Annotated in this window: 17 protein-coding genes and 1 pseudogene; 11 read left to right on the top strand and 7 right to left on the bottom strand. The window is 72.6% G+C overall.

What is annotated here, in order from left to right; all coding sequences use genetic code 11:
* Nucleotides 1-91: 91 nt before the first annotated feature.
* Nucleotides 92-580, bottom strand: a complete 489-nt coding sequence (locus ACT2CW_RS06550) for a glutathione peroxidase (protein ID WP_138910876.1) — start codon at nucleotides 578-580, stop codon at nucleotides 92-94.
* A gap of 160 nt (nucleotides 581-740) precedes the next feature.
* On the opposite strand from ACT2CW_RS06550, the gene ACT2CW_RS06555 reads away from it, so the two are divergent.
* Nucleotides 741-1,325: a hypothetical protein gene (locus tag ACT2CW_RS06555; protein ID WP_445515874.1), complete on the top strand. Its 585-nt coding sequence runs from the start codon at nucleotides 741-743 to the stop codon at nucleotides 1,323-1,325.
* 53 nt (nucleotides 1,326-1,378) lie between these two features.
* On the opposite strand, the gene ACT2CW_RS06560 is transcribed toward ACT2CW_RS06555, so the two are convergent.
* Together ACT2CW_RS06560 and ACT2CW_RS06565 are read right to left on the bottom strand one after the other, a co-directional pair.
* Nucleotides 1,379-2,293, bottom strand: coding sequence for a YceI family protein (locus ACT2CW_RS06560; protein WP_182469770.1), 915 nt, complete (start codon nucleotides 2,291-2,293; stop codon nucleotides 1,379-1,381).
* 196 nt (nucleotides 2,294-2,489) lie between these two features.
* The gene (locus tag ACT2CW_RS06565; RefSeq protein WP_445515875.1) at nucleotides 2,490-2,684 is read right to left on the bottom strand and encodes a hypothetical protein; all 195 of its coding nucleotides are present in this window, start codon (nucleotides 2,682-2,684) and stop codon (nucleotides 2,490-2,492) included.
* A 164-nt stretch (nucleotides 2,685-2,848) separates the two neighbouring features.
* Between ACT2CW_RS06565 and ACT2CW_RS06570 the strand changes: the two genes are divergently transcribed.
* The 6 genes from ACT2CW_RS06570 (at nucleotide 2,849) to fxsT (ending at nucleotide 13,992) form a co-directional block, all read left to right on the top strand.
* Complete coding sequence (locus tag ACT2CW_RS06570; RefSeq protein ID WP_445515876.1) at nucleotides 2,849-4,735, top strand: sigma-54-dependent Fis family transcriptional regulator; 1,887 nt, start codon at nucleotides 2,849-2,851, stop codon at nucleotides 4,733-4,735.
* Between the two features lie 65 nt (nucleotides 4,736-4,800).
* Entirely contained in the window at nucleotides 4,801-5,358 is a 558-nt protein-coding gene (locus ACT2CW_RS06575) for a hypothetical protein (RefSeq protein WP_086886023.1), read from the top strand.
* A 68-nt stretch (nucleotides 5,359-5,426) separates the two neighbouring features.
* Entirely contained in the window at nucleotides 5,427-6,572 is a 1,146-nt protein-coding gene (locus tag ACT2CW_RS06580; protein WP_445515877.1) for a phosphorylase family protein, read from the top strand.
* A gap of 417 nt (nucleotides 6,573-6,989) precedes the next feature.
* Nucleotides 6,990-8,453: a VMAP-C domain-containing protein gene (locus ACT2CW_RS06585; protein WP_311766806.1), complete on the top strand. Its 1,464-nt coding sequence runs from the start codon at nucleotides 6,990-6,992 to the stop codon at nucleotides 8,451-8,453.
* Complete coding sequence (locus ACT2CW_RS06590; protein ID WP_445515878.1) at nucleotides 8,450-9,631, top strand: AAA family ATPase; 1,182 nt, start codon at nucleotides 8,450-8,452, stop codon at nucleotides 9,629-9,631. Before ACT2CW_RS06585 ends, ACT2CW_RS06590 begins: the two co-directional genes overlap by 4 nt.
* Nucleotides 9,628-13,992 (top strand): FxSxx-COOH system tetratricopeptide repeat protein, encoded by a 4,365-nt coding sequence (gene fxsT / locus ACT2CW_RS06595; protein ID WP_445515879.1) that lies wholly within the window; start codon nucleotides 9,628-9,630, stop codon nucleotides 13,990-13,992. Before ACT2CW_RS06590 ends, fxsT begins: the two co-directional genes overlap by 4 nt.
* A 69-nt stretch (nucleotides 13,993-14,061) precedes the next feature.
* Here fxsT and ACT2CW_RS06600 read toward each other — a convergent pair whose 3' ends face one another.
* Nucleotides 14,062-15,840: an HEXXH motif domain-containing protein gene (locus ACT2CW_RS06600; protein ID WP_445515880.1), complete on the bottom strand. Its 1,779-nt coding sequence runs from the start codon at nucleotides 15,838-15,840 to the stop codon at nucleotides 14,062-14,064.
* Nucleotides 15,841-16,236: 396 nt separating this feature from the next.
* A complete protein-coding gene (locus ACT2CW_RS06605; RefSeq protein WP_233361466.1) occupies nucleotides 16,237-16,602 on the bottom strand; it encodes a DUF4232 domain-containing protein in 366 nt (121 codons plus the stop codon).
* Here ACT2CW_RS06605 and ACT2CW_RS06610 point away from each other — a divergent pair.
* Entirely contained in the window at nucleotides 16,595-16,984 is a 390-nt protein-coding gene (locus tag ACT2CW_RS06610; RefSeq protein WP_445515881.1) for a hypothetical protein, read from the top strand. The two genes, ACT2CW_RS06605 and ACT2CW_RS06610, sit on opposite strands and share 8 nt — an antisense overlap.
* Before the next feature lie 276 nt (nucleotides 16,985-17,260).
* Nucleotides 17,261-17,680 carry a LysM peptidoglycan-binding domain-containing protein gene (locus tag ACT2CW_RS06615; protein WP_037952635.1) on the top strand — a complete coding sequence of 140 codons (420 nt, stop codon included), beginning with the start codon at nucleotides 17,261-17,263 and terminating at the stop codon, nucleotides 17,678-17,680.
* A gap of 91 nt (nucleotides 17,681-17,771) precedes the next feature.
* Here the strand turns inward: ACT2CW_RS06615 and ACT2CW_RS06620 are convergent, their stop codons facing one another.
* Both ACT2CW_RS06620 and ACT2CW_RS06625 read right to left on the bottom strand, forming a co-directional pair.
* A complete protein-coding gene (locus ACT2CW_RS06620) occupies nucleotides 17,772-18,041 on the bottom strand; it encodes a DUF1876 domain-containing protein (RefSeq protein WP_037952439.1) in 270 nt (89 codons plus the stop codon).
* A gap of 32 nt (nucleotides 18,042-18,073) precedes the next feature.
* A pseudogene (locus tag ACT2CW_RS06625) lies at nucleotides 18,074-18,721 on the bottom strand (phosphoribosyltransferase); the annotation flags it as partial.
* A gap of 124 nt (nucleotides 18,722-18,845) precedes the next feature.
* Between ACT2CW_RS06625 and ACT2CW_RS06630 the strand changes: the two are divergent.
* Entirely contained in the window at nucleotides 18,846-19,085 is a 240-nt protein-coding gene (locus ACT2CW_RS06630) for a hypothetical protein (RefSeq protein WP_164428418.1), read from the top strand.
* Nucleotides 19,082-19,840, top strand: coding sequence for a DUF72 domain-containing protein (locus tag ACT2CW_RS06635; protein WP_445515882.1), 759 nt, complete (start codon nucleotides 19,082-19,084; stop codon nucleotides 19,838-19,840). Before ACT2CW_RS06630 ends, ACT2CW_RS06635 begins: the two co-directional genes overlap by 4 nt.

Consider the following 19,840-nt stretch of genomic DNA (forward strand, 5'->3'; position numbering starts at 1 on the left):
CGTGGCTGGCCGCTTTCGCCGCGGAACGCGGCTGACCGGGCGGGCGGGGGGCCTGAAGGCCCCTCGCCCCACCCCTTCGCCTCACCTCACCTCACCGGGGCAGCTGCGCCTCGATCGCCGCGACGACGTCGTCCGCCTCCGGCTCGGTCCGCGGCCGGAACCGGCCCACGACCTCACCGTCCGGCGAGATCAGGAACTTCTCGAAGTTCCACTGCACATCCCCCGCCTCGCCCTGCGCGTCCGGCGTCCCCGTCAGCTCGGCGTACAGCGGATGCCGCTGCTCACCGTTGACATCGATCTTCTCCAGCAGCGGGAAGGACACCCCGTAGGTCGTCGAGCAGAACGTCTGGATCTCCTCACTCGTCCCCGGCTCCTGCCCGGCGAACTGGTTGCACGGAACCCCCAGCACGGTGAACCCGCGCCCGGCATAGCGCTGCTGGAGCCGCTCGAGCCCCTCGTACTGCGGGGTCAGACCGCACTTGGACGCCACATTGACCACCAGCAGCGCCGCACCCCGGTGCTCACCGAGCGAGGTCGGCTCGCCGGTGAGGGTGCGCAGGGGGATGTCGTACAGGCTCATGGGATCTACCGCCTTCGTCGTTCGGTGGGTGAGCCCAAATCTATGCGCTCCGGGGCCCATGACGCCGGATCACAATATGAACACCGAGCACACACAAACTCTTCACTTTTCAATCAGCGCGGCTAAGGTCGGTTCCTCGCGTATCACTCAAGGGGGGACCATGTCCTGGAATAACCAGCCATCACCGGCGCCGAGACGCCCCGGATGGGCACGCAAGCGCGTCGCCGTCCCGGTCGCGGCCATCCTGCTCTTCGCCGGAGTCGGCATAGGGTCGGCCCAGGGCGACGACACGAAGTCGTCCGACGGCGACAAGCCCACGCCCAAGGTGACGGTCACCGTCACGGCCAAGCCCGCCCGGGTGAAGGACAAGGCCGAACCGGCGCCCACCGTGACGGTCACCAAGACCGTCACCGCGAAGCCGAAGGCTTCGCCAAAGCCGAAGAAAAGCAATGAAGCACCGGCCGGAACGGCCGTCTTCAAGGTGTGGGGCAGCGCCCCCTCGGGGGTGGACATCACCTACGGCAGCGATGGCGAGAACCTCGACGGCAGCGGTCTGCCGCTGACCAGGAAGCTCAAGGTCAAGGACGACGCGCTCTACTACCAGGTCAGCGCGCAGCTCATGGGCGGCGGCGACATCCGTTGCTCCGTCACGATCGACGGCGAGACGAAGACCGGACACGCCCGCGGCGGCTACAACATCTGCTCGGCGCAGCTGAACGGCGATTTCACGGGCGGCTGGGACTAACGAGATGGGGGCGGGCCGCAGCCCGCCCCCATCGGTGGCAAACCGAGTGCCGCCTACTCCGGCGGCGTCGGCGTGGCGTGGTTGCGGTACATCGCCTGGATGTCGAGCTCCAGCTTGACCGTGGGGCCGACCACCGCGATGCCCCGGGCGAGCATATTGCGCCAGTTCAGGGTGTAGTCCTCGCGGTGGAGTTCGGCCGTGGCGAGGGCGGCGCAGCGCAGTTCCTGTTCGTAGCCGCCGTTGACGGCGCCCAGATACGTGGTGTCCAGGGTCACCGAGCGGCTGACGCCGTGCATCGTGAGGGGGCCCTGGAGGGTCCACTTGGGGCCGCTGCGCCAGGTGAAGCGGTTGCTGGCGAAGTGGATCTCCGGGAAGTTGTCCACGTCGAGGAAGTCGGCCGAGCGCAGGTGGGCGTCGCGGGTGTTGTTCCCGGTGTTGATGCTGGAGGCGTCGATGACGACCTCGACGCGGGAGTCCTCCATCCGCTCGGCGATGTGGATACCGCCCCGGAAGCGGGTGAAGCGGCCGTGCACATTGGCCATGCCGACGTGGCGGGCGATGAAGCGGATCGCGGTGTGCGGCGGGTCGAAGAGCCAGGTGCCCGGCGGGGGGAGTTCGAGCTGCTGGGAGGGCTCCATCTGCACCCGGCGGGGAGGTTCGCTCTGGCCGGGGACGATGTCGACGGTGAGGCGGTTGGGCTGGAGACCGCTTCCGGTGAGCAGCACCGTGTACTGCCCCGGCTCGAGCGTGGCGAGGAACAGTCCATGCGGATCGGTGGTGGCCTTGGCCACCGTACGGGCGGCGCCACGCGTCTCGGTGACGGTGACCTCCACGCCGCCCAGGGCCTGGCCGACGGGGTCCAGGACCTCGCAGCTGAAGGCTCCGGCACCCACGGGCAGGGGCATTCTGAGTCCTGATCCGCGGTCCGGACGCTTGGTGCGCATGCGCCGGAGCAGTGCGAGGGGCATTGCAGTCATCTCACTAACGGTTTCTCTGGGGATGATGGGGGGGCGCGTCCATGATGGGGCCCCAGGGTAGGCTCCGGACGCCTGGGGGGTGGGTGTCAGCCGTGGCCGAGGATCTTCCGTAGCGCGCCGAGCGGCAACTCCCCCGTCTGCGGGGAGGCTTCGGCGTGACGGAAGCCGATGTGGTTCTCGGGGCGGGTCAGCAGGGCGCCGCGGTCGCGGATTTCGCGCAGCCGCCGCCGTTGCCCGGCGCCCTGGGTGTGGCGTCCTTACGGGCGTCGACATCGCGCCACATCTGCTCGGGATCCGAGGTGGGGAGCGGATCCAGCGCCTCGAAAACCGGCGCGGTCTCACCGATGCTCCGGTCGGCGCGCTCGGTCTCGACGGTCTCCACTGCTGAAGGGCTCCTCTCGGTCCTCTCCCCGTCCTCTCCCCCGTGATGGCCGGTCTCCGGGCGCGGTCGGCGATCGCCGACCGACCATTGATGATCTTGTTCCAGAACCCGGACTCCGAGGTGTCTCATTTCGAAACAGTGGCGACGTATACGGTGGAGAGGTTGTGACGACCACCGACGACACCCCCGCCGACCCGGCCCTCTCGTCGCTGCGCCGGGCGCGCGACCGGTTCTTCAGCGGACGGCCACCGGGCGACGGGGTTCCCGAGGACCTCGCCCAGGCCTGGCGGCGGGCGCGGTTCTTCGGCGTACCGCGCGACCTGGCGGCCCCGCCCAGGGTCCGGCCACCGGTGGACTCACCGCTGCTGGCCGCGGCGCGCGCCGTGCTGGACCGTACGGCGCCCACGCTGAACGGTGGGATGGGGCTGGTGCTGGTGGACTCCCGCTGCCGGGCGCTGTGGTCGGGCGGCAGGCGTTACGCCGGTACGCCCGCGCCCGACGGGATGGCCGGGCTCGATCTGTCGGAGAAGGCGGTCGGGCACAACAGCGCCGCGCTCGCGCTGCGCACGGGGCGCCGGGCCGAGGTCCACGGCCCCGAGCACTTCCTCGATCTGTGGCAGGAGGTGTCGGCGGTCAGCGTTCCGCTGTACGAGCCGACGGCGGGCCGCCCGGCCGGCGCCGTCACCGTGGTGGCCCCGCTGGGCGAGGGCCGCACCGCCCACCCGGGCGCGGCGCTCGCGGAGGCCACCGCGCACGCGATCGAGACGGAGCTGCTGGGCCGGGCGCGCCCGCCGGAGCGGGTGCTGCTCGACGCGTATCTGCGGCGGCGGGCCGAGGGGGCGGCCGTGGTGGCGCTCGACGGCAGCAGCCGCCTCATCAGCCCGGAGGCCGCGCGCCTGCTGTCGCACGAGACGCTGGCGCGGCTGGAACGGCATGCCACGGCCCTCCTCAGGGACGCGGGCACGGGTCCGGCCGCGGGTCCGGCCACGGGGCCGGAGGAGCACGCACCGGAGGAGATCGCCGTACCGGAGGAGATCCCCGTACCGGACAGCGAGATCCCCGTACCGGAGGATGAGTTCGCCGTACCGGACGGCGCCGGGCTCACCGTAAGGATGACGCGTCTGGTGCACCGGGGCGAGGTCATCGGGGCCGTGGCCACGGTGTGCACGGCGGCCCGGCGGGCGCGGTCGGCGGAGCGCCGGGGCCATGACCGGCTCCCGGGGCTCGTGGGCACGTCCCGGCCCTGGCGGCTGACCGTCTCCCGGGCGACGGAGCTGGCACGGGCCGTGGAGCCGCTGCTGCTGATCGGCGAGCCGGGCGTGGGCAAGACCGCGCTGGCCCGCGCCCTGCTCGGCCTGCGGGGCACGGCCGCGCCGCGTGTCGTCGACGCCGCCGAGCAGGTGCCCGGCGAGGTGCCGCGCTGGTGTCAGGCGCTCGCGGAGCTCCCGGAGTCCGAGGGGGACGGCGGCGCGCCGGCGCTGCTCCTGCGCCACGCCGAGCGGCTGGGTCAGTCCGATGTGGCGGCGCTGCTGTCGCTGCTGGCGGAGCGGCCCGCGGTGCCGCTGGTGGCGACGCACACCCCGGGCGCGCCCACCGGCCCGTGTCTGAGCCGGTTGCTGGACATCCTCGCGGCCCGGTCGGTGACGCTGCCGCCGCTGCGCGAACGCGTCGAGGACATCCCGGCGCTGCTGGCGGGCCTCCCCCGGCGCCCCTCCCCCGGACGTCCCCCGCTGACCTGGAGCCTGGACGCGCGCCGGGCGCTGGAGCAGCACACCTGGCCGGGCAATGTGGCCGAACTCGCCCATGTCGTACGGGAGGTGGCCGACCGCCGCCGCGCCACCGGGCCGGTGCGGCGCGAGGAGCTGCCGTACGGACTGCGGGTGCCACCGGCCACCCGCCGGCTGAGCGGTATCGAACGGGCGGAGCGCACCGCCATCCTGGAGGCGCTGCGCCGCCACGGGGACAACAAGGCGCGCGCGGCCGAGTCCCTGGGCATCGGCCGGGCCACGTTGTACCGGAAGTTGCGGGCGTACGGAATGGACCAGGCCTAACGGCGGAAACAGTCACCAGGGGGCCGGTCACACCGGAGCCGGCCATGGGCCGCGGAGGGGGCACGGTGACGCGAGACAACAGCGCCGAGAGCGAGGCGGTCACGGGCAGGCTGCTGATCCTGGAATACGAGCAGGTGAAGGAGGAGCAGCGGGCACGGATCGGGTTCCGCGACAATCTGCTCTACGCGACGCTCGCCGCGATGGCGGCCATCATCACCTTCTCCCTTCAGAGCCATGGGCGTCCGGAGCTGCTGTTGCTGCTGCCCCCGGCGTCGGCGCTGCTGGGCTGGGCGTATCTGGTCAACGACGAGAAGATATCGGCTATCGGACGGTATGTCCGGGAGGATCTGGGCCCCCGGCTGACGGCGCTCGCCCCGGGGCGGCCACCGGTGTTCGGCTGGGAGCGGGCCCACCGCGACGACGGCCGCCGGATCTCCCGCAAGCGGCTCCAGCTCGCGGCGGATCTGCTGCTGTTCACGGTGGCGCCGATCGCCGCGCTGATCGTGTACTGGACGTCCGAGCCGGTGCGGGCGGTGCTGCTTGCGGTGTCGGTGGCGGAGGTGGCGGTGGTCGTCGTGCTGGCGGTGCAGATCGTGCTGTACGCGGATCTGCACCGGCCGTGACGCATCGGGCACCCATGGGGTGCGTCGGGTCCGTAAGGTGTCGGCAGAGGCTGTCCTAGGGGGGATCCGTGGGCGCTGAGGGCAATGGGGGTGCGGTGCGGGCCGATGTGGTGGTCCTGACCGCGCTGGAGGTCGAGTACCGGGCGGTCCGGGCCCATCTGGAGGATCCGCGTCCGGTTCAGGCGGAGCGGGGTGCGGTGTTCGAGCTTGGGATGTTCCGCGAGGGGCCCGTCGAGCGGACGGTCGCCATCCATATGACGGGGCCGGGGAATCCGAGTGCTGGGGTCTCGGTCGAGCGGGCGGCGGCGCTCTTCGCGCCCAGGGCGGTGTTGTTCGTGGGGGTGGCGGGCGGTGTCAAGGATGTGGCGCTGGGCGATGTGGTGGCCGCGGACGCGGTGTACGACTACGAGACCGGCAAGGACACCGAGTCGGGGTTTCTGCCCCGGCAGAAGACCTATCAGTCCGCGTACGGGCTGGTGCAGCTGGCCCGGCTGGTGGCGGCGGCCGACGCATGGCAGCGGCGGGTCCGCCCGGGCGACGACGCGCCGCGCCCCCGCGCCCATGTGAAGCCGCTCGCGGCGGGCGGCCGGGTGGTGGCGCACCACCGCTCGGACGTCGGGCTCAGGCTCGCCGCCAGTGCGGGTGACGCGCTCGCGGTGGACATGGAGGGCTTCGGCTTCCTCGCCGGCGCGTATGCCAATCAGCAGCTGGACGCGCTGGTGATCCGCGGCATCTCGGACCTGCTCGGCGACAAGGGCGAGGCGCACGACGAGCGCTGGCAGCCGGTGGCCTCCCGGCACGCGGCCGCCTTCGCCTTCGAACTGATCGGCCGCATGCCGACGGCGGCGGACGCCCCGGCAACGACCCGGTCACCCGCCACCGGTACGCGACCCCTCGCCACCGGTGCACCGCCCGAGACCCCCCGGCGCCGCAGGCTGACCATCCGTGACCTCGGCGTACTCGCGGACACCCTGCTGGCCGTGGACGGGATGACCTCCCCCGCGCGCTGGCAGCAGCTGCTCGACGAACTGCCCACCGTCGGCACCGCGGTGGGCCGCCAGTCGGCGAGCCGCGCGGAGGCCCTGTCCCTGCTGCGCGTCTGCGAGGCGCGGCGGGCGATGGGCGAACTGGTGGAGGTGGTGGCGGTGCTCGCGCCGGACGATCCGGCGGCCGCCGAACTCGCCCGGCGCGTCGAGGAACTCGGATTGGAGTGACCCTCCTCACCCTCCCACCCCCGCCGATGAGGGCCCCGGGCCGCCCTCCCCCGCGCCTACTCCGCGCCACCCCGGTACGGCGACCCCCGCCCGCCCTCAGCGGAACCGTCCAGGTGGGCCCCTGAGGAAGGCGGCCCTCCGTCTCGCGGTCGCCGCGGGCGTGGGCTCCGCGGTCCACCGCCGGGAGGTGTCCCGGCCGCGGCGGGGCCCGCCCCGGGCGCGGGGGACGGTGCCACCGACATACTCGCGATGGGTGTCACGAGAGGCTCCCGGGGCATACAAGTTGTCCCGGAGTCCCGGCGGGTGGCACCCGCGTATGGCAGGGTCTCCGGCGGGATCATCGGCGGCGGGGACCGATGATGCGGCCTCGGGGGAGGGCACGGCATGGCGGCCATGGGGGAAGGTGGCCTGAAATCGGTGGGCAGCCTCGTCACGGCGTTGAAGGAGTTCCGCTGTCTGACGGATCCGGATCTGCGCACGCTGTGTCTGGATCTGGTCGCCATGGAGCTGGAGATGACCAGCGTCCCCGTGCGCGCCCACCGGGTGACCGACTACTTCCTGGTGGAGCTGGCCCGCGAATGCCTGGAAAACGTGCGGATCATGCACGCGCTACGCGCGTCCCTCGCGGTGATGGCGGCGGCGGACGAGGACGCGATCAAGCGGCTCGACTCGGTCATGGAGCAGATGACGGCCCGTCCGGCGCTGCCCGAGACCGCCGTCGCGAAGCTGCGGTCGCTGCTGGAGGAGCTGGAGATCGAGCAGCTGGGCCAGTTGTGCCGTGCGGCGGCGGGCCCGTTGCAGGACGTCCCCGCGGTCACCGGCCCCTGGCACGCCTTCGAGGTGCTCAGCCGGATGAACGCGCAGCCGGGCGGGCTGCCGCCGCAGCTCGCCCTGGTGGAGTACCTCGCGGCGGCGGCGCGTCCGTTGCAGCGGGCCGACGCGCTGCGCGAATGGGCCGATGAGCAGGCCCGGGAGCTGGGCCTGACGCCCCAGCTGCGGTCGCTGCGGCAGCAGGTGGGGCATGCCGCCCCGGCCGGTCCGGTGGACGCCTATCTGGTGATCCGGCTGCTGCCGCGGGAAGAAGCCGGGTGTTACGAGCTCTCGTCCTGGCACCAGTACGACCCCACCGGCTGGCATCCGGTCCGCGGCCCGGTCACCCAGGTCACCGCGGAGACCGCGGAGCGGGCGGTCCAGACGCTGGTGTATCGGGCGGCCGAGGAGTGGGACGACGCCCGGGCGATCCACATCGAGTTCATGCTCGGCCCGGATGACCTGAATCTGCCGGTCCACCGCTGGCGGCTGGAGCTCGACAGCGAGCTGCCCATCCCGCTGTACATGGAGCATCCGGTGGTCGTACGGAGCCTGGAGCGCAGCTGGACCCGGCGCTGGCACCGGGAGTGGAAGCACCGCTGGAACCGCTTCGACCAGCAGCCCGAGCGCGCCAAGCAGCTCGTCGTGGACGGCGAGGACCCGGACAGCCCGCGCTCCGGCGACCCCACCGCGCTGCTGGCCCGGCTCAAGGCCGATCCGCGGGTGGTCGCCCTGGTCCTGACCTCGCCCCCGGGCACCACCCCCGAGGGCACCTCGGAGGCGCTGACCGCCTGGCGGGCCGGGATTCCGGTGGTCGCCTGGGACGGCCGGGCGACCCGGGACCCCGGCTTCGTCCAGCAGCTGGGACAAAAACAGGCCGACGCCAGCGGGAACCTGGCACGGCTCCGCGAAGCCGTGACAGAGTTACGTCTGGACGCCCATACGATCGACTCCGCGGAGCGGGAGCATCACCTGGGGCAGCATGTGGTGCTCGTTTGGGACGACCCGACCCGTCCCGTGGAGCCCGCTGGGCGCATGACGGGGCCGGACGAGGGGGTGGGTGGTCGATGAGCGACGAGGAGCCTGCGCGGCGCCACAACGGACGGATCCACCAGGATTCCGGTTCCGCCTCGGCCGGTCTGCCGTCCGGGATACCGCGCCCCTGGTGGATCTACCAGGGCACCGGGCGCCCGCTGCACGACGTGAGCCTGGAGGAGATCCTTCCGCCGCCGCCCCCGTGGCGCGCCTTCGGCGGGGTCTCGGCCTGCCCGGTGGAGGGCAACGGCCGGTCCGGCGCGTTATCGGACGCGGACCACGCCCCGACCGAGCCCCCGGCGCCGCCGGAGGACGAGCAGGACACCGCCCGGCGGCTGGGCGCGACCCCCCTGGGCGTGCGCTCCGATCCGGAGGAGGCGGATCTCGTCAACGCGGCGCTGATCCTCAGACGTCCCCTTCTGGTGACCGGCCGCCCGGGCACCGGCAAGTCCACGCTGGCGTACCGGATCAGCCGGGAGTTGGGCCTGGGCCGGGTGCTGCGCTGGCCGATCACCACGCGTTCGACCCTGCGGTCCGGGCTTTACGGCTACGATGCCGTCGGCCGTGTGCACGCCGCCGCGGCCGGCCAGGCGTCGGAGGGGGACACGCACGAACCCGGACCGGAGGACATCGGCGACTTCCTCCAACTCGGGCCGCTGGGCACGGCGATGCTCCCGCACCGCCTGCCGCGCGTCCTGCTCATCGACGAATTCGACAAAAGCGATATCGATCTGCCCAATGACCTCCTCGACATCTTCGAGGCCGGCGAGTACTCCATTCCGGAGCTGGTGCGCATCCGCCGACGCCGCCCGGCCGTATCGGTCCTCACCGACGACCCGGAGCGCAGTACCGTCATCGCCTCGGGGCGGGTGCGCTGCCGCGCCTTCCCCGTCGTCGTCATCACCAGCAACGGCGAGCGGGAGTTCCCGCCCGCGTTCCTGCGGCGCTGTCTCCAGCTGCGGCTGCCCGACCCGGACGCGGACCGGCTCGCCGCGATCGTGGCCGCGCATCTGGGGCGGGCCGACGATCCGCGTGCGCGGGAGCTGATCCAGATGTTCGTCGAGCGCAGCGAGCGCGAAGGCGGCCTCGCCGCCGACCAGTTGCTCAACGCGGTGTATCTGGTGACGTCCCAGTCGCATGTTCCGGGGCCCGAGTGGGAGGAGCTACTGCGGGCCGTCTGGCATCGGCTGGACAGCGCAGCGGGCTCGACATGACACACGACCCAGGCGGCAGGTCCGCCGGGCCGGGCCCCCAGGACCTCGACTGGCGGCAGCTCGCCGACGCCCTGTGGCTGGCGGTCTGCAAGGCCGAGACGGACCGTGGCCCCGGACCGCCGGCCCCCGGCCCCCTCCCCGGGACACCGGAGGCGGACGCCCCGCCGCCCGGCGACGAGCCGTCGGACGAGCCGGGGCAGGACCGGCAGGGGGAGCGCCCCGCGTCCGGACCCGAGGCGGCGCCCGCGGCGTCGGAACCGCCGCTCCCCGTGGAGCTGGTCGGCGTCTCCGCGCCGCCCGGCGAGGCGGAGCCGGCGACCGTCGCGGAGGTCTTCGTGCCCGCGCGCCGGCCGTCCGCCGACGGGCCGCCGCTGCCCGAGCGCGCCCTGTCCCGGGCGCTGCGGCCGCTCAAGCGCACCGCTCCCTCGCCGGTGGAGACGGAGGTCGACGAGGAGGCCACGGCCGAGCGCGCGGCGCGCGAGGGGCTGTGGGTGCCCGACCTGGTGCCCGTGCGCGAGCGCTGGATGGACGCCGTCCTGGTGGTGGACTGCGGCAGTTCGATGGTGGTGTGGCGGCGGACGGCCGCGCACCTGGTCACCGTGTTGCAACGCACCGGCGCCTTCCGGGATGTGCGGGTGCACCGGGTGAACACCGACCATCCGTTATCCGCCGAGGACCGGTCGCCGGTGGCCGGGATGCCGCCGCGCGGCAAGCGCACGGTGCTGGTGCTGACCGACGGCATCGGCGCGGCCTGGGCCGATGAGAGCGCCCGGCGCGCGCTGGCCGGCTGGGCGCGGCACGCGTCCGTCGCGGTGTTGCACGTCTTACAGCAGGGCCGCTGGCACCACACCGGGGTGGCCCCGGAGCGGGTGCGGGTGCGGGTGCCCGGACCTGGTGCGCCCAACGGCACCTGGCGGCGGGCCGACGGCGGTTCCTGGCCGGGCGGCGCGCCGCCGGTCCCGGTGCTGGAGCTGGACGCGCGGTGGATGGCCAACTGGGCGCGGCTGGTGGCCCGCCCGTCGGCGCGCGGCGAGGACACGATGGCGCTGCTGCCCGGGGCGCCCGCCGAGCCCTGGGACCCCGAACCGGAACCGAGCGCCTGGGACCGCGTCTTCCGGTTCCGCGCCACCGCCTCGCCGAGCGCCTTCCGGCTGGCGTCCCGGCTGGCCGCCGCCCCGTTGAACATTCCCGTGATGGAGTTCGTGCAGGGCATCCACCACCCCGAGGGCAGCCCCGGCGATCTGGCCGAGGTCCTGCTGGGCGGGCTGCTGCGCAAGGTGGCGACCGCCGACCCGCTGGACGAGACGGGCATCGGCTACGAGTTCCACGACGGGGTGCGCGAACTGCTGCTGTCCGCCGGGATGCGGGACGAGTCGCTGTACATCCTCGGCAGCGTCCTGGACCGGCTGGGCCGCCGCTGGAAACCGCTGTTGATGCTGCGCGATCTGCTCAACCACCCCTCGGGCTCGGTGGGAGACCTCCCCAGGACGGAGCGGCTGCTGCCGTACATCCGCCTTCAGGAGCAGGTCTACCAGGCGCTTTCCGGGCCGTACCTGGAGGGTGCGCGCTCCTTTCGCGCCCTTGTCCTGGCCCATCAGGCGCTCGCCCGCTCGGGGGAAAGCCCGCCCGATCCAGTTGAAGACGCATCACACAGGGGAAAATATGTGGTCTCCGAGGCGGTTGCGGCCATGACTGACTCCACGACTCCCCGACCAGACCCGCTGTCCCAGGCCGACGATTCACCATCCCCGCCGGCGCACGGCTCGCCGGACCCGGCGGGGGAGCATCTGAGAGGAACATTCGTGTCCGTGACCGCTGCCCGGTCCCTGCCCGCCGTGGAGGAGCGCCAGCCCGGGGAACCCCCGTCCATCTGGGGAAATGTACCGCCCCGGAACAACAACTTCACCGGGCGGCAGACGTTGCTCGACATTCTCCACGAACGGCTGCGGAGCGAGGGCACCGCCGCCGTGCTGCCCGAGGCCCTGCACGGGCTCGGCGGGGTGGGCAAGTCACAGATCGCCCTGGAGTACGTCCATCAGCACGCCGGCGACTACGACGCGGTGTGGTGGATCCCGGCGGAGCGCCCCGAGCAGATCCGCCAGGCGCTGGTCCAGCTCGCCGACCGGCTCGGACTGCGCGCGGGCATGGAGGCCAACACCGCCGTGCCGAGCGTGCTCGACGCGCTGCGCACCGGACGCCCGTGCCGCAACTGGCTGCTGGTCTTCGACAACGCCGAGGAACTGGACACGGTGCGGCCGTTCTTCCCCGCGGGCGGGCCGGGCCGGATCCTGGTCACCTCGAGGAACGCCCAGTGGTCGCGTGCCGCCCGCACCGTCGAAGTGGACGTCTTCGAGCGCGAGGAGAGCATCGAGCTGCTGCGCCGCCGGGGGCCGGAGCTGCCGCGCGATCAGGCGGACCGGGTCGCCGACGCCCTGGGGGACCTTCCGCTGGCCATCGAGCAGGCGGCCGCGTGGCTCACCGAGACCGGGATGCCGGTCGACGAGTACCTTCAGGTCTTCGAGGACGAGCGGGCCGATGTCTCCACCCGCCGCAGCGAGCTGCTGGCGGCGGGCGTCCCGGTGGACTACCCCGAACCGGTCGCCGCCGCCTGGAACATGTCGCTGCGGCGGCTGGCCGAAACCCATCCCGGCGCGCTCCAACTCCTCCAGATGTGTTCGTTCTTCGCACCCGAGCCGATCTCCCGGCGGCTCTTCTCCGGGGTGCGGGGAGTGTCTCTCTCTCCCGAGCTCTCGGAGGTGCTCCAGGACCCGATCAAGCTCGGCCACGCGATCCGTGAGATCAACCGCTACGCCCTGATCAAGATCAATCACCGCAGCAACACGATCGAGATGCACCGGCTGGTACAGGCCGTGCTGATCGGCCAGATGTCCACGCAGCAGCAGGCGGACATGCGGCACAGCGCCCATGTGCTGCTGGCCTTCGGCGACCCCAACGACGTGGCACCCGCGAACTGGGGGCGGTACGCCGACCTCCTCTCCCATGTCCGGGCGTCGCGCGCGATGGAGTGCGATGACAAATGGGTGCGTCAGATGGTGCGGAATCTGGTCCGCTTCCTCTATGTCTGGGGCGACCACGAGGGTGCGCTGGAGCTCGCCACCCAGGTGCGCCGGCAGTGGGTGGAGACCCTCGGTGAGGACAGTGCGGAGACGCTGGCCGTCTCCCGGACCCTGGGCCATGTCCTGACCGTGCTCGGCCACTTCAACGAGGCCCGGGAGCTCAACGGCCGGACGCTGGAGCTCCAGCGCGCCAAGGAGGGCGACGACCACGAGAACACCCTGGTGACGCAGGGCGCGGTCGCCGTCGACACCCGCTACCAGGGCGACTACGCGCGCTATGTGGAGCTGGAGAAGGACCGCTGGACCAGGACCCTGCGGCTCTTCGGGGACGAGGACCCGTACTCCATCGCCGCGACGAACGACTACGCCGTGGCGCTGCGCGCGGCGGGGGACTACGAGCCCGCCCGGCGGCTGGACGAGGGCGCCCGGCGCACCACCGGTCTGGTGCTCGGCGAGGACGCCCTGCTCACCATCCTGGTGGAGGCCAACCTCAGCATCGACGTCCGCGAGGGCGGGGACTACCTGGCCGCACGCGACATGCTGGAGCAGACCTGTAGCCGCGCCCGCCAGCTGTTCCCGCCGAACGCGCCCACCGTGGTCTACGCCCTGCGCAACCTCGCCGTGGCGCGCCGCAAGGCGGGCGACCACGAGGGCGCGCTGGACCTCAGCCGGGAGGTGCTGGAGCGCTACCGGCTGCGCTACACCGAGCCCAATCTCCACATCACCAACACGGCCCTGGCCCTCTCGATGGATCTGCGGCAGACCGCCGATCTGGAGGGCGCCCGTGAGCTGGGCCGGAAATGCCTCGACGACATGCGCGTCCTGCTGGGGGAACGGCATCCGGCGACCCTGGGCGCGGCGGTCGACCTCGCGGTGACGCTGCGGCTGCTGGGCGAGACGGACGAGGCGCTCGCGCTGAACAAGGAGACGCTGCCGGTGATCCTCGAACGGCTGGCAGCCGACCATCCGATGGCGCTGGCCTGTGCCATCAACACGGCCAGCGACCACTACACCCTCGCGGACTACCAGGAGGCCCACGACCTGGACACCGAGACCCTGGCGGCCTGCCGGTCCCGGCTCGGCGAGGACCATCCCACCACGCTCGCGTGTGCGGTCAATCTGTCGGGGGATCTGCGCGCGCTGGGCGAGGGCAGGCGGGCGGAGGAGCTGCACCAGGACGCGCTCGGCCGGCTGCGCCGGGTGCTGACGGCCAACCACCCGGCGACGGTCGCGGCGGCCCGGGGCATCCGGGCGGACTGCGATGTGGAGTCGATCTCCATCTGAACCCCCGTTCGCGGCGTTCGCGGGGGCCGCGCCGCGCGCCGTTCAGCGGGGGCCCGCGCCGCGCCCCGTTCACCCGCGCGTACGCGTCCCGATCCACCGCGCCAGAGCCACCGGATCGGGACCCGGGTCCGGCGCGGTGCGCAGCTCCCGGTGGACGGCCAGGGCCAGTTCGGGGTGGTTCAGCAGGGTCGTCCTGGCCGCGCCGTCCGGCAGGCTGAGCGCGAGCCCCGCCCATGCCGCGATGTCGCCCGGGTCCGCTTCCAGGCGGGCCCGGTAGCCGCGCAGCGCTGCCGCGGTGTCCCCCGCGGCCCAGTCGAGGTCGGCCCGGTCGGGGGCGTCACCGCCCTCGGGCAGCCCCGTTGCCCGGCCGTCGCCCAGCCGGGCGAACTCGGCCGGATCCGCGAGCCGGAGCCGGGCGAGCGCGGGGCGCGCCGGCGCCTCGGGGCGGGTCGGCCGGACGGCGGTCCCGGGCAGCTCTCCGGGCGGATCGGTCCGCTCCCGCCAGGCCCGCGCCCACTGGGCGGTCCGCTCCCGGTCCGCCGTCAGGTGGCGCATGCGGTGGACCATCCGGTGATCGTGGATCAGATCCGACGCCAGGCGCTCCGGCACGGAGGGCACCCGCTGGGCGAGCCACAGGGCCAGCCGTCCCTCCAGCCGGTGGAGGAACTCCTCGCCCCGGGGCGTCAGTTCGGCGTGCGCGAGGAGCGTGCGCAGCCCCGAGGCGGTCTGTGCCCGGCGCAGGGCGAACTCGAACGCGGCGGTGTCCCGGGCCGGTCCGGGCTCGGCGCGCCGCAGCCGGTCCCACCAGAATCCGGTCACGCCCAGGAACGCGTACACCCCCTGGAGGAGCCCGCGCAGCGGTCGCGGGTCCAGCCGCCAGGGCGCGTAGTGGATCTCTTCCAGGCCCCCTTCGATCAGGGGCACCAGGTCCATCAGGGCGCTGAGCTTGATGTGCTGGGCCTCGTGTACCAGCGCGGCGGCGAGGGTCAGCGGATCCGTGGCCCCGTTGAGCAGCACACAGCCGTACGCCTCCGGCGACGAGGCGCTGAACGGTTCGGGCCAGGCGGCGTACGGCACGGGCACGACGGAGGACAGGCAGGCGCCGATTCCCCGCGGGTCCACTTGGCGCTGCTCCGAGACCAGCCGCCACGCATTGCCGAATCTCTCCTGCCAGCCCTGCCACTCTTCGTCGCCGAGCCGCTCCGGGCCCCGGATCCGGAGAAAGTCGCGATAGGGGTCGAGGTCATCGACAAGCGGGGCACACACAATCCCCTCGTGTTCTCCGCGCAGCCGCCGCAGTCCGTGCCAACCGGGAGCGTCCTCGGAGAAGTCGGCGGGCAGCGTCACCGAATAGGGGCCGGATAACACCGCCGCCTTCCGGCCGTTCCTGACGACGTCGGCGACATCGGCGCTGTCCGGAATGCGGGCGAATCCCAGGGCGGGCAATATCGCCCCGCCCTCGCGCACCGGAACGGTGCCGCGAAAGTCGATTCCGGCGAGAAGAGCGGCCGAGGCGGCAATGGCATGCAGATGACCCACCGCGCTCCACAGCGGACCGTCCCCCGATTCCAGACCTCGCAGCCTGCGCAGACAGCGGTTGAGCCACACCCCCACGGAAGGGTGCAGCAGCAGCGTCTCCACGGCTGCCGGGGAGCGGTTCTCGGCCCGAATCAGCAGGTGCCAGGCGTCCCGGGGCGGGGGAAGGGGGCCGGGCGGGGCGGGGGGCGCGGAGGCGATGTCGACCAGGGCGCGCAGCAGCAGCATGGCCCGGCTGCGCTGCCCCGACCTCAGTTCGGCGACGGCCGAGGGGCCGCCCGAACCCCGCGCCAACTCGGCGAAGGACTCCACCGACAAACGATGGTTGAGACCCCGCGTGGCGGAGGACGGCATAGCCGGTTAACTCACACACGTGCCGGTCGAAGACGACGTCGACGCGTTGCCGCCGACCGTCGGTGGGCACCGGACTATGTCGAGCAGCCACTCCGTCACCGCGGAAAGCCCTTCGTACCGCTCGAGGTCTTCGAGTGTCGCCCCCGAAAGGTCCAGCAGCTCTGTCTCGACCTCGGTCGCGACTCGCTCCATGACACCGTCCCCCTCCGGACGCTCCCTAACGGCTCATATGAGGCATCCCTATGGTGACCTACCCCTAATGATTGCGAAAGAGTGAACACGGCCAGTCGGCGCCTGCGTTGTCAAGATTTTCGGACACTTCCGCGCGCCCGGGAGCCCCCCGATATGCCGGTGTCATCCCCCGGTTCCGGATTGCATCGTCTCGACCTCGAACACGCCTCCGCACACCCGGAACGACCGGGCCGAGACGTTCATCGCGTCGAAGGAATCCGGCGGATAGACCCGGATCCGCGCGGCGGCGCGCCGGCACGGGGTGTCGTTCATGCCCTCGTTGAGCGTGTGCAGACTGCTCGAGGCGCTGGCGCCGGGCGGCAGGGAGACCGGGGGGCGGGTGGGGCCGCGCCGGGTGGCGGGGTCGCCGATCACCGCGCCGGTGGAGTCGAGCAGCGAGACACCGGGATATCCGGTGAGGGTGCAGGTCGTGGTGGACCTGTTGGTGAACACCAGGGGCAGGTACACATTGCCGGCGCCGATGTCCATCCGGCCCACCGACAGCGTCAACTGCGCCTTGGAGCAGACGCGGCGCGCCCCGGACGCGGCGGCGGGCCGCGAGGAGGCCGGGTGCGAGGGCCGCGCCGAGGGCGGAGGGGACTGCGCGGTCCGCGAGGCGGGCCGTTCGTTCCGGGAGGAGCCGCTCCCGGAGGAGGCCGAGGAGGCGGCCGAAGGAGAGGAGGGTGGCGCGGCGGAGGAGGCGGAGGTGACGGACGAGGCGCGCCGCGCGGAGTCCCCGTCCCCGGTGTCGCTGCCGCACGCGCTGACCGTGGCCAGCGCGCCGATCAGCAAGGCGCATAAGACGGGCGGCCGGGACCGCGCTGCCGCCGTGCGCCGGGCCGTGCGCCGAGGAACCGAACCGTTCCGTTGACTCATGAGCGACCTCCCGAGGTCAGCCGTCTGCCGGGCCACCGGCATCGAGGGCGGGTGCCCCGATGCCTCCCGGGCATTCCTCCCTTTTGGTCTCCCTTCCCCGCGCGCGGGCTCTTATGTCCGGTGCACATTGATCGCGTCGGCGCTCAAATTCCTCACATTGGATTCTCTACCGCAAACAACCGAACGCCTTGTCCACGCCAGAACCCTGGGATTACTGTTCGGCAGCCATCGCACTCGCCAACTGCCGTACCAGGACAGGAAGAAGGACTCCATGGCAGCACGCGGACGTCATCGCCGGCCCCGGCCCCACCGTGTCTCCCGCACCTCGCTCGCGATCACCGCGGGCGGTGCCGGCGTCGCCCTGCCGCTCATCGGCATCGGCCAGGCGAACGCCGCCTCAACCCCCACGCCCACCTCGCCGACCCCGACCGCCACCACCGTCACGGCCGTCACGACCACGAGGGCCGAGCCGCTGCTCATCGTCCCGAAGGCCGTGCCCGAACCGCCGGCCAAGGCCCAGCCCCGGGCCGGGTCGTACACCGTCGTCCACGGCGACACCCTCTCCCGGATCGCGGACCGGGAGAGAGTGGCGGGCGGCTGGGAGCGGCTCTACGAGATCAACCGCCAGGTCGTCGGCGCCGACCCGGATCTGATCCGGCCCGGCCAGCAGCTCACGCTCGGCCACCGCTGAACGCACACGGACAGTGCACACCCCCGCACAGGCACAGGAGCCTCCGCCCGCGGTGGACCACCGCGGCGGACGCTCCTTCGCCTCAACGGCCTTACATCACCAAATGCGCCTTGGAATGGGTGACTTCCTCAATGTCGCCGCCTGCCTTGCCGATCAGCCGGTGCGCCAGATTGGTCAGTGCCCGCGCCGCCGCGATCTCCTCGCCGACCCTCGGCTGTGCCGGGTCGTCGGGGTTGCGGTTGGCCCGGCCCTGGGCCAGCATCTCCGTGCCGTCGTGCATCCTCAGCCGGACGACCGCTTCGGTCAGCGGGCCGATCTCACGGAACTCCATCTGAATGTCGCATCCCACGATCGTCTCCATCGCGCTCACCTCCTGCGTCACCTTCCAGGATGCGCCTCACCGGCCTCTCCGGTCGACCGGGACAGCAACTCCACCACCTCGTCGTCCGCGGTCTGCGAGAAGTCCTCGTACCACTCCCCCACCGCCGCGAAGTCCGAGGGGGTGGAGAGGGCCATCACCTCGTCCGCGTCCTCGCGCAGCGCGGCGACCGCGTCCGGCGGCGCCACCGGCACGGCGAGGACCACTCGCGCGGCTCCCTGGGCCCGTGCCACCCGGCAGGCGGCCTGGGCCGTGGCGCCGGTCGCGATGCCGTCGTCCACGATGATCACGGTGCGGCCCTCGACCGGGATCCGCGAGCGGCCCTGGCGGAACCGGTGCGCCTTGCGGGCCAGCTCCTCCCGCTCGGTCCGCTCCACCTCGGCGAGGTCCTCCTGATCGGCCCGGCTCATCCGGACGATCGCCTCGTGGATGACCCGTACATCGCCCTCGCCGATGGCGCCGAACCCCAGCTCCCGGTGGTAGGGGACGCCGAGCTTACGGACGATGATCACGTCCAGGGGCGCATGGAGCGCCCGGGCCACCTCGAAGGCCACCGGCACCCCGCCCCGCGGCAGCCCGAGCACGACCGGTTTCTCATCCGCCAGGGGGCGCAGTGCCTCGCCGAGGCGCCGCCCGGCGTCCGTCCGGTCGGTGAAGATCATGACTCACCCCCGCTCCTGAAGGATTCATCTCCCATGTCAAGCCGACGGTCCGCCCGTCGCGAACCGGCGGTTCCCGGCCGGTGGCCGGGGCGCGCGGATACCGGAGACCCGGCACCCTGGAGGTATGCAGAACGCCACAGACCCGGACGACTCCGGTTACCCCGTCTTCGTCGAGTCAATCGAGGCCGACAGCCGCTACCGGCTGGTGCGGCTGCGCGGCCTGGGGTGCGAACCGCTGGAACGGGAGGAGTTCGAGCCGCGCGTCCGGCAGGTCTTCCCCGATATCGACCTGGAGGACCCGGCCCAGGTGCACTGGGAGGACCGGCCCGGGCAGTGGCCGCCCTGGCATCCGGGCGAGGCATGACCACCCTGATCGGCACCTCGGGATGGCAGTACCGGGACTGGCGCGGCGATCTCTACCCCGAGGGCTGTCCGCAGCGGCTGTGGCTGGAGGAGTACACCCGCGCCTTCGCCACGGTGGAGAGCAACAACGCCTTCTACCGGCTGCCCTCGTACGACCAGTTCGCCACCTGGCGGGAGCGGCTGCCCGAGGGCTTTGTGATGGCGCTCAAGGCCAGCCGCTACCTCACCCATATCAAGCGGCTGCGCGATCCGGAGGAGCCGGTGGCGCGGCTGATGTCCCATGCGGCCGGGCTCGGCGACCGGCTGGGCCCGGTGCTGGTGCAGCTGCCGCCCACCCTGCGGGCCGACGGCGAGCTGCTGGACCGCTGTCTGGGCTGCTTCCCCTCCGGGACCCGGGTGGCCGTCGAACCCCGGCACACCTCCTGGTGGACCGAGGAGATCCGCGCGGTGCTGGAGCGCCGCGCGGCCGCGCTGTGCTGGGCCGACTCCGGCTCCCGGCCGGTCACCCCGCTGTGGCGGACCGCGGAGTGGGGGTATCTGCGCTTCCACGGCGGCCTCGCCCGCCCGGCCCCGCGCTACGGGCGCCAGGCGCTGGCCACCTGGGCGCGGCGGATCGCGGACACCTGGCCGGCCGACGCGGAGGTCTACGCGTACTTCAACAACGACACGGGAGGGGCGGCGGTGCACGACGCGGCCGTCTTCGCCCGCGCCGTGGCCCGCCTCGGCCGCCCGGTCAGCCGCACCCCCTCGGCATGA

This window comes from Streptomyces sp. NEAU-174 (assembly GCF_052665095.1).

Bases quoted from the DNA above. Each gene is read 5' to 3' on its own strand.
- ACT2CW_RS06550 (WP_138910876.1), bottom strand. From the start codon at position 580: ATGAGCCTGTACGACATCCCCCTGCGCACCCTCACCGGCGAGCCGACC.
- ACT2CW_RS06555 (WP_445515874.1), top strand. From the start codon at position 741: ATGTCCTGGAATAACCAGCCATCACCGGCGCCGAGACGCCCCGGATGG.
- ACT2CW_RS06560 (WP_182469770.1), bottom strand. From the start codon at position 2,293: ATGCCCCTCGCACTGCTCCGGCGCATGCGCACCAAGCGTCCGGACCGC.
- ACT2CW_RS06590 (WP_445515878.1), top strand. From the start codon at position 8,450: ATGAGCGACGAGGAGCCTGCGCGGCGCCACAACGGACGGATCCACCAG.
- fxsT (WP_445515879.1), top strand. From the start codon at position 9,628: ATGACACACGACCCAGGCGGCAGGTCCGCCGGGCCGGGCCCCCAGGAC.
- ACT2CW_RS06610 (WP_445515881.1), top strand. From the start codon at position 16,595: ATGTCCATCCGGCCCACCGACAGCGTCAACTGCGCCTTGGAGCAGACG.
- ACT2CW_RS06605 (WP_233361466.1), bottom strand. From the start codon at position 16,602: ATGGACATCGGCGCCGGCAATGTGTACCTGCCCCTGGTGTTCACCAAC.
- ACT2CW_RS06615 (WP_037952635.1), top strand. From the start codon at position 17,261: ATGGCAGCACGCGGACGTCATCGCCGGCCCCGGCCCCACCGTGTCTCC.
- ACT2CW_RS06620 (WP_037952439.1), bottom strand. From the start codon at position 18,041: ATGGAGACGATCGTGGGATGCGACATTCAGATGGAGTTCCGTGAGATC.
- ACT2CW_RS06630 (WP_164428418.1), top strand. From the start codon at position 18,846: ATGCAGAACGCCACAGACCCGGACGACTCCGGTTACCCCGTCTTCGTC.
- ACT2CW_RS06635 (WP_445515882.1), top strand. From the start codon at position 19,082: ATGACCACCCTGATCGGCACCTCGGGATGGCAGTACCGGGACTGGCGC.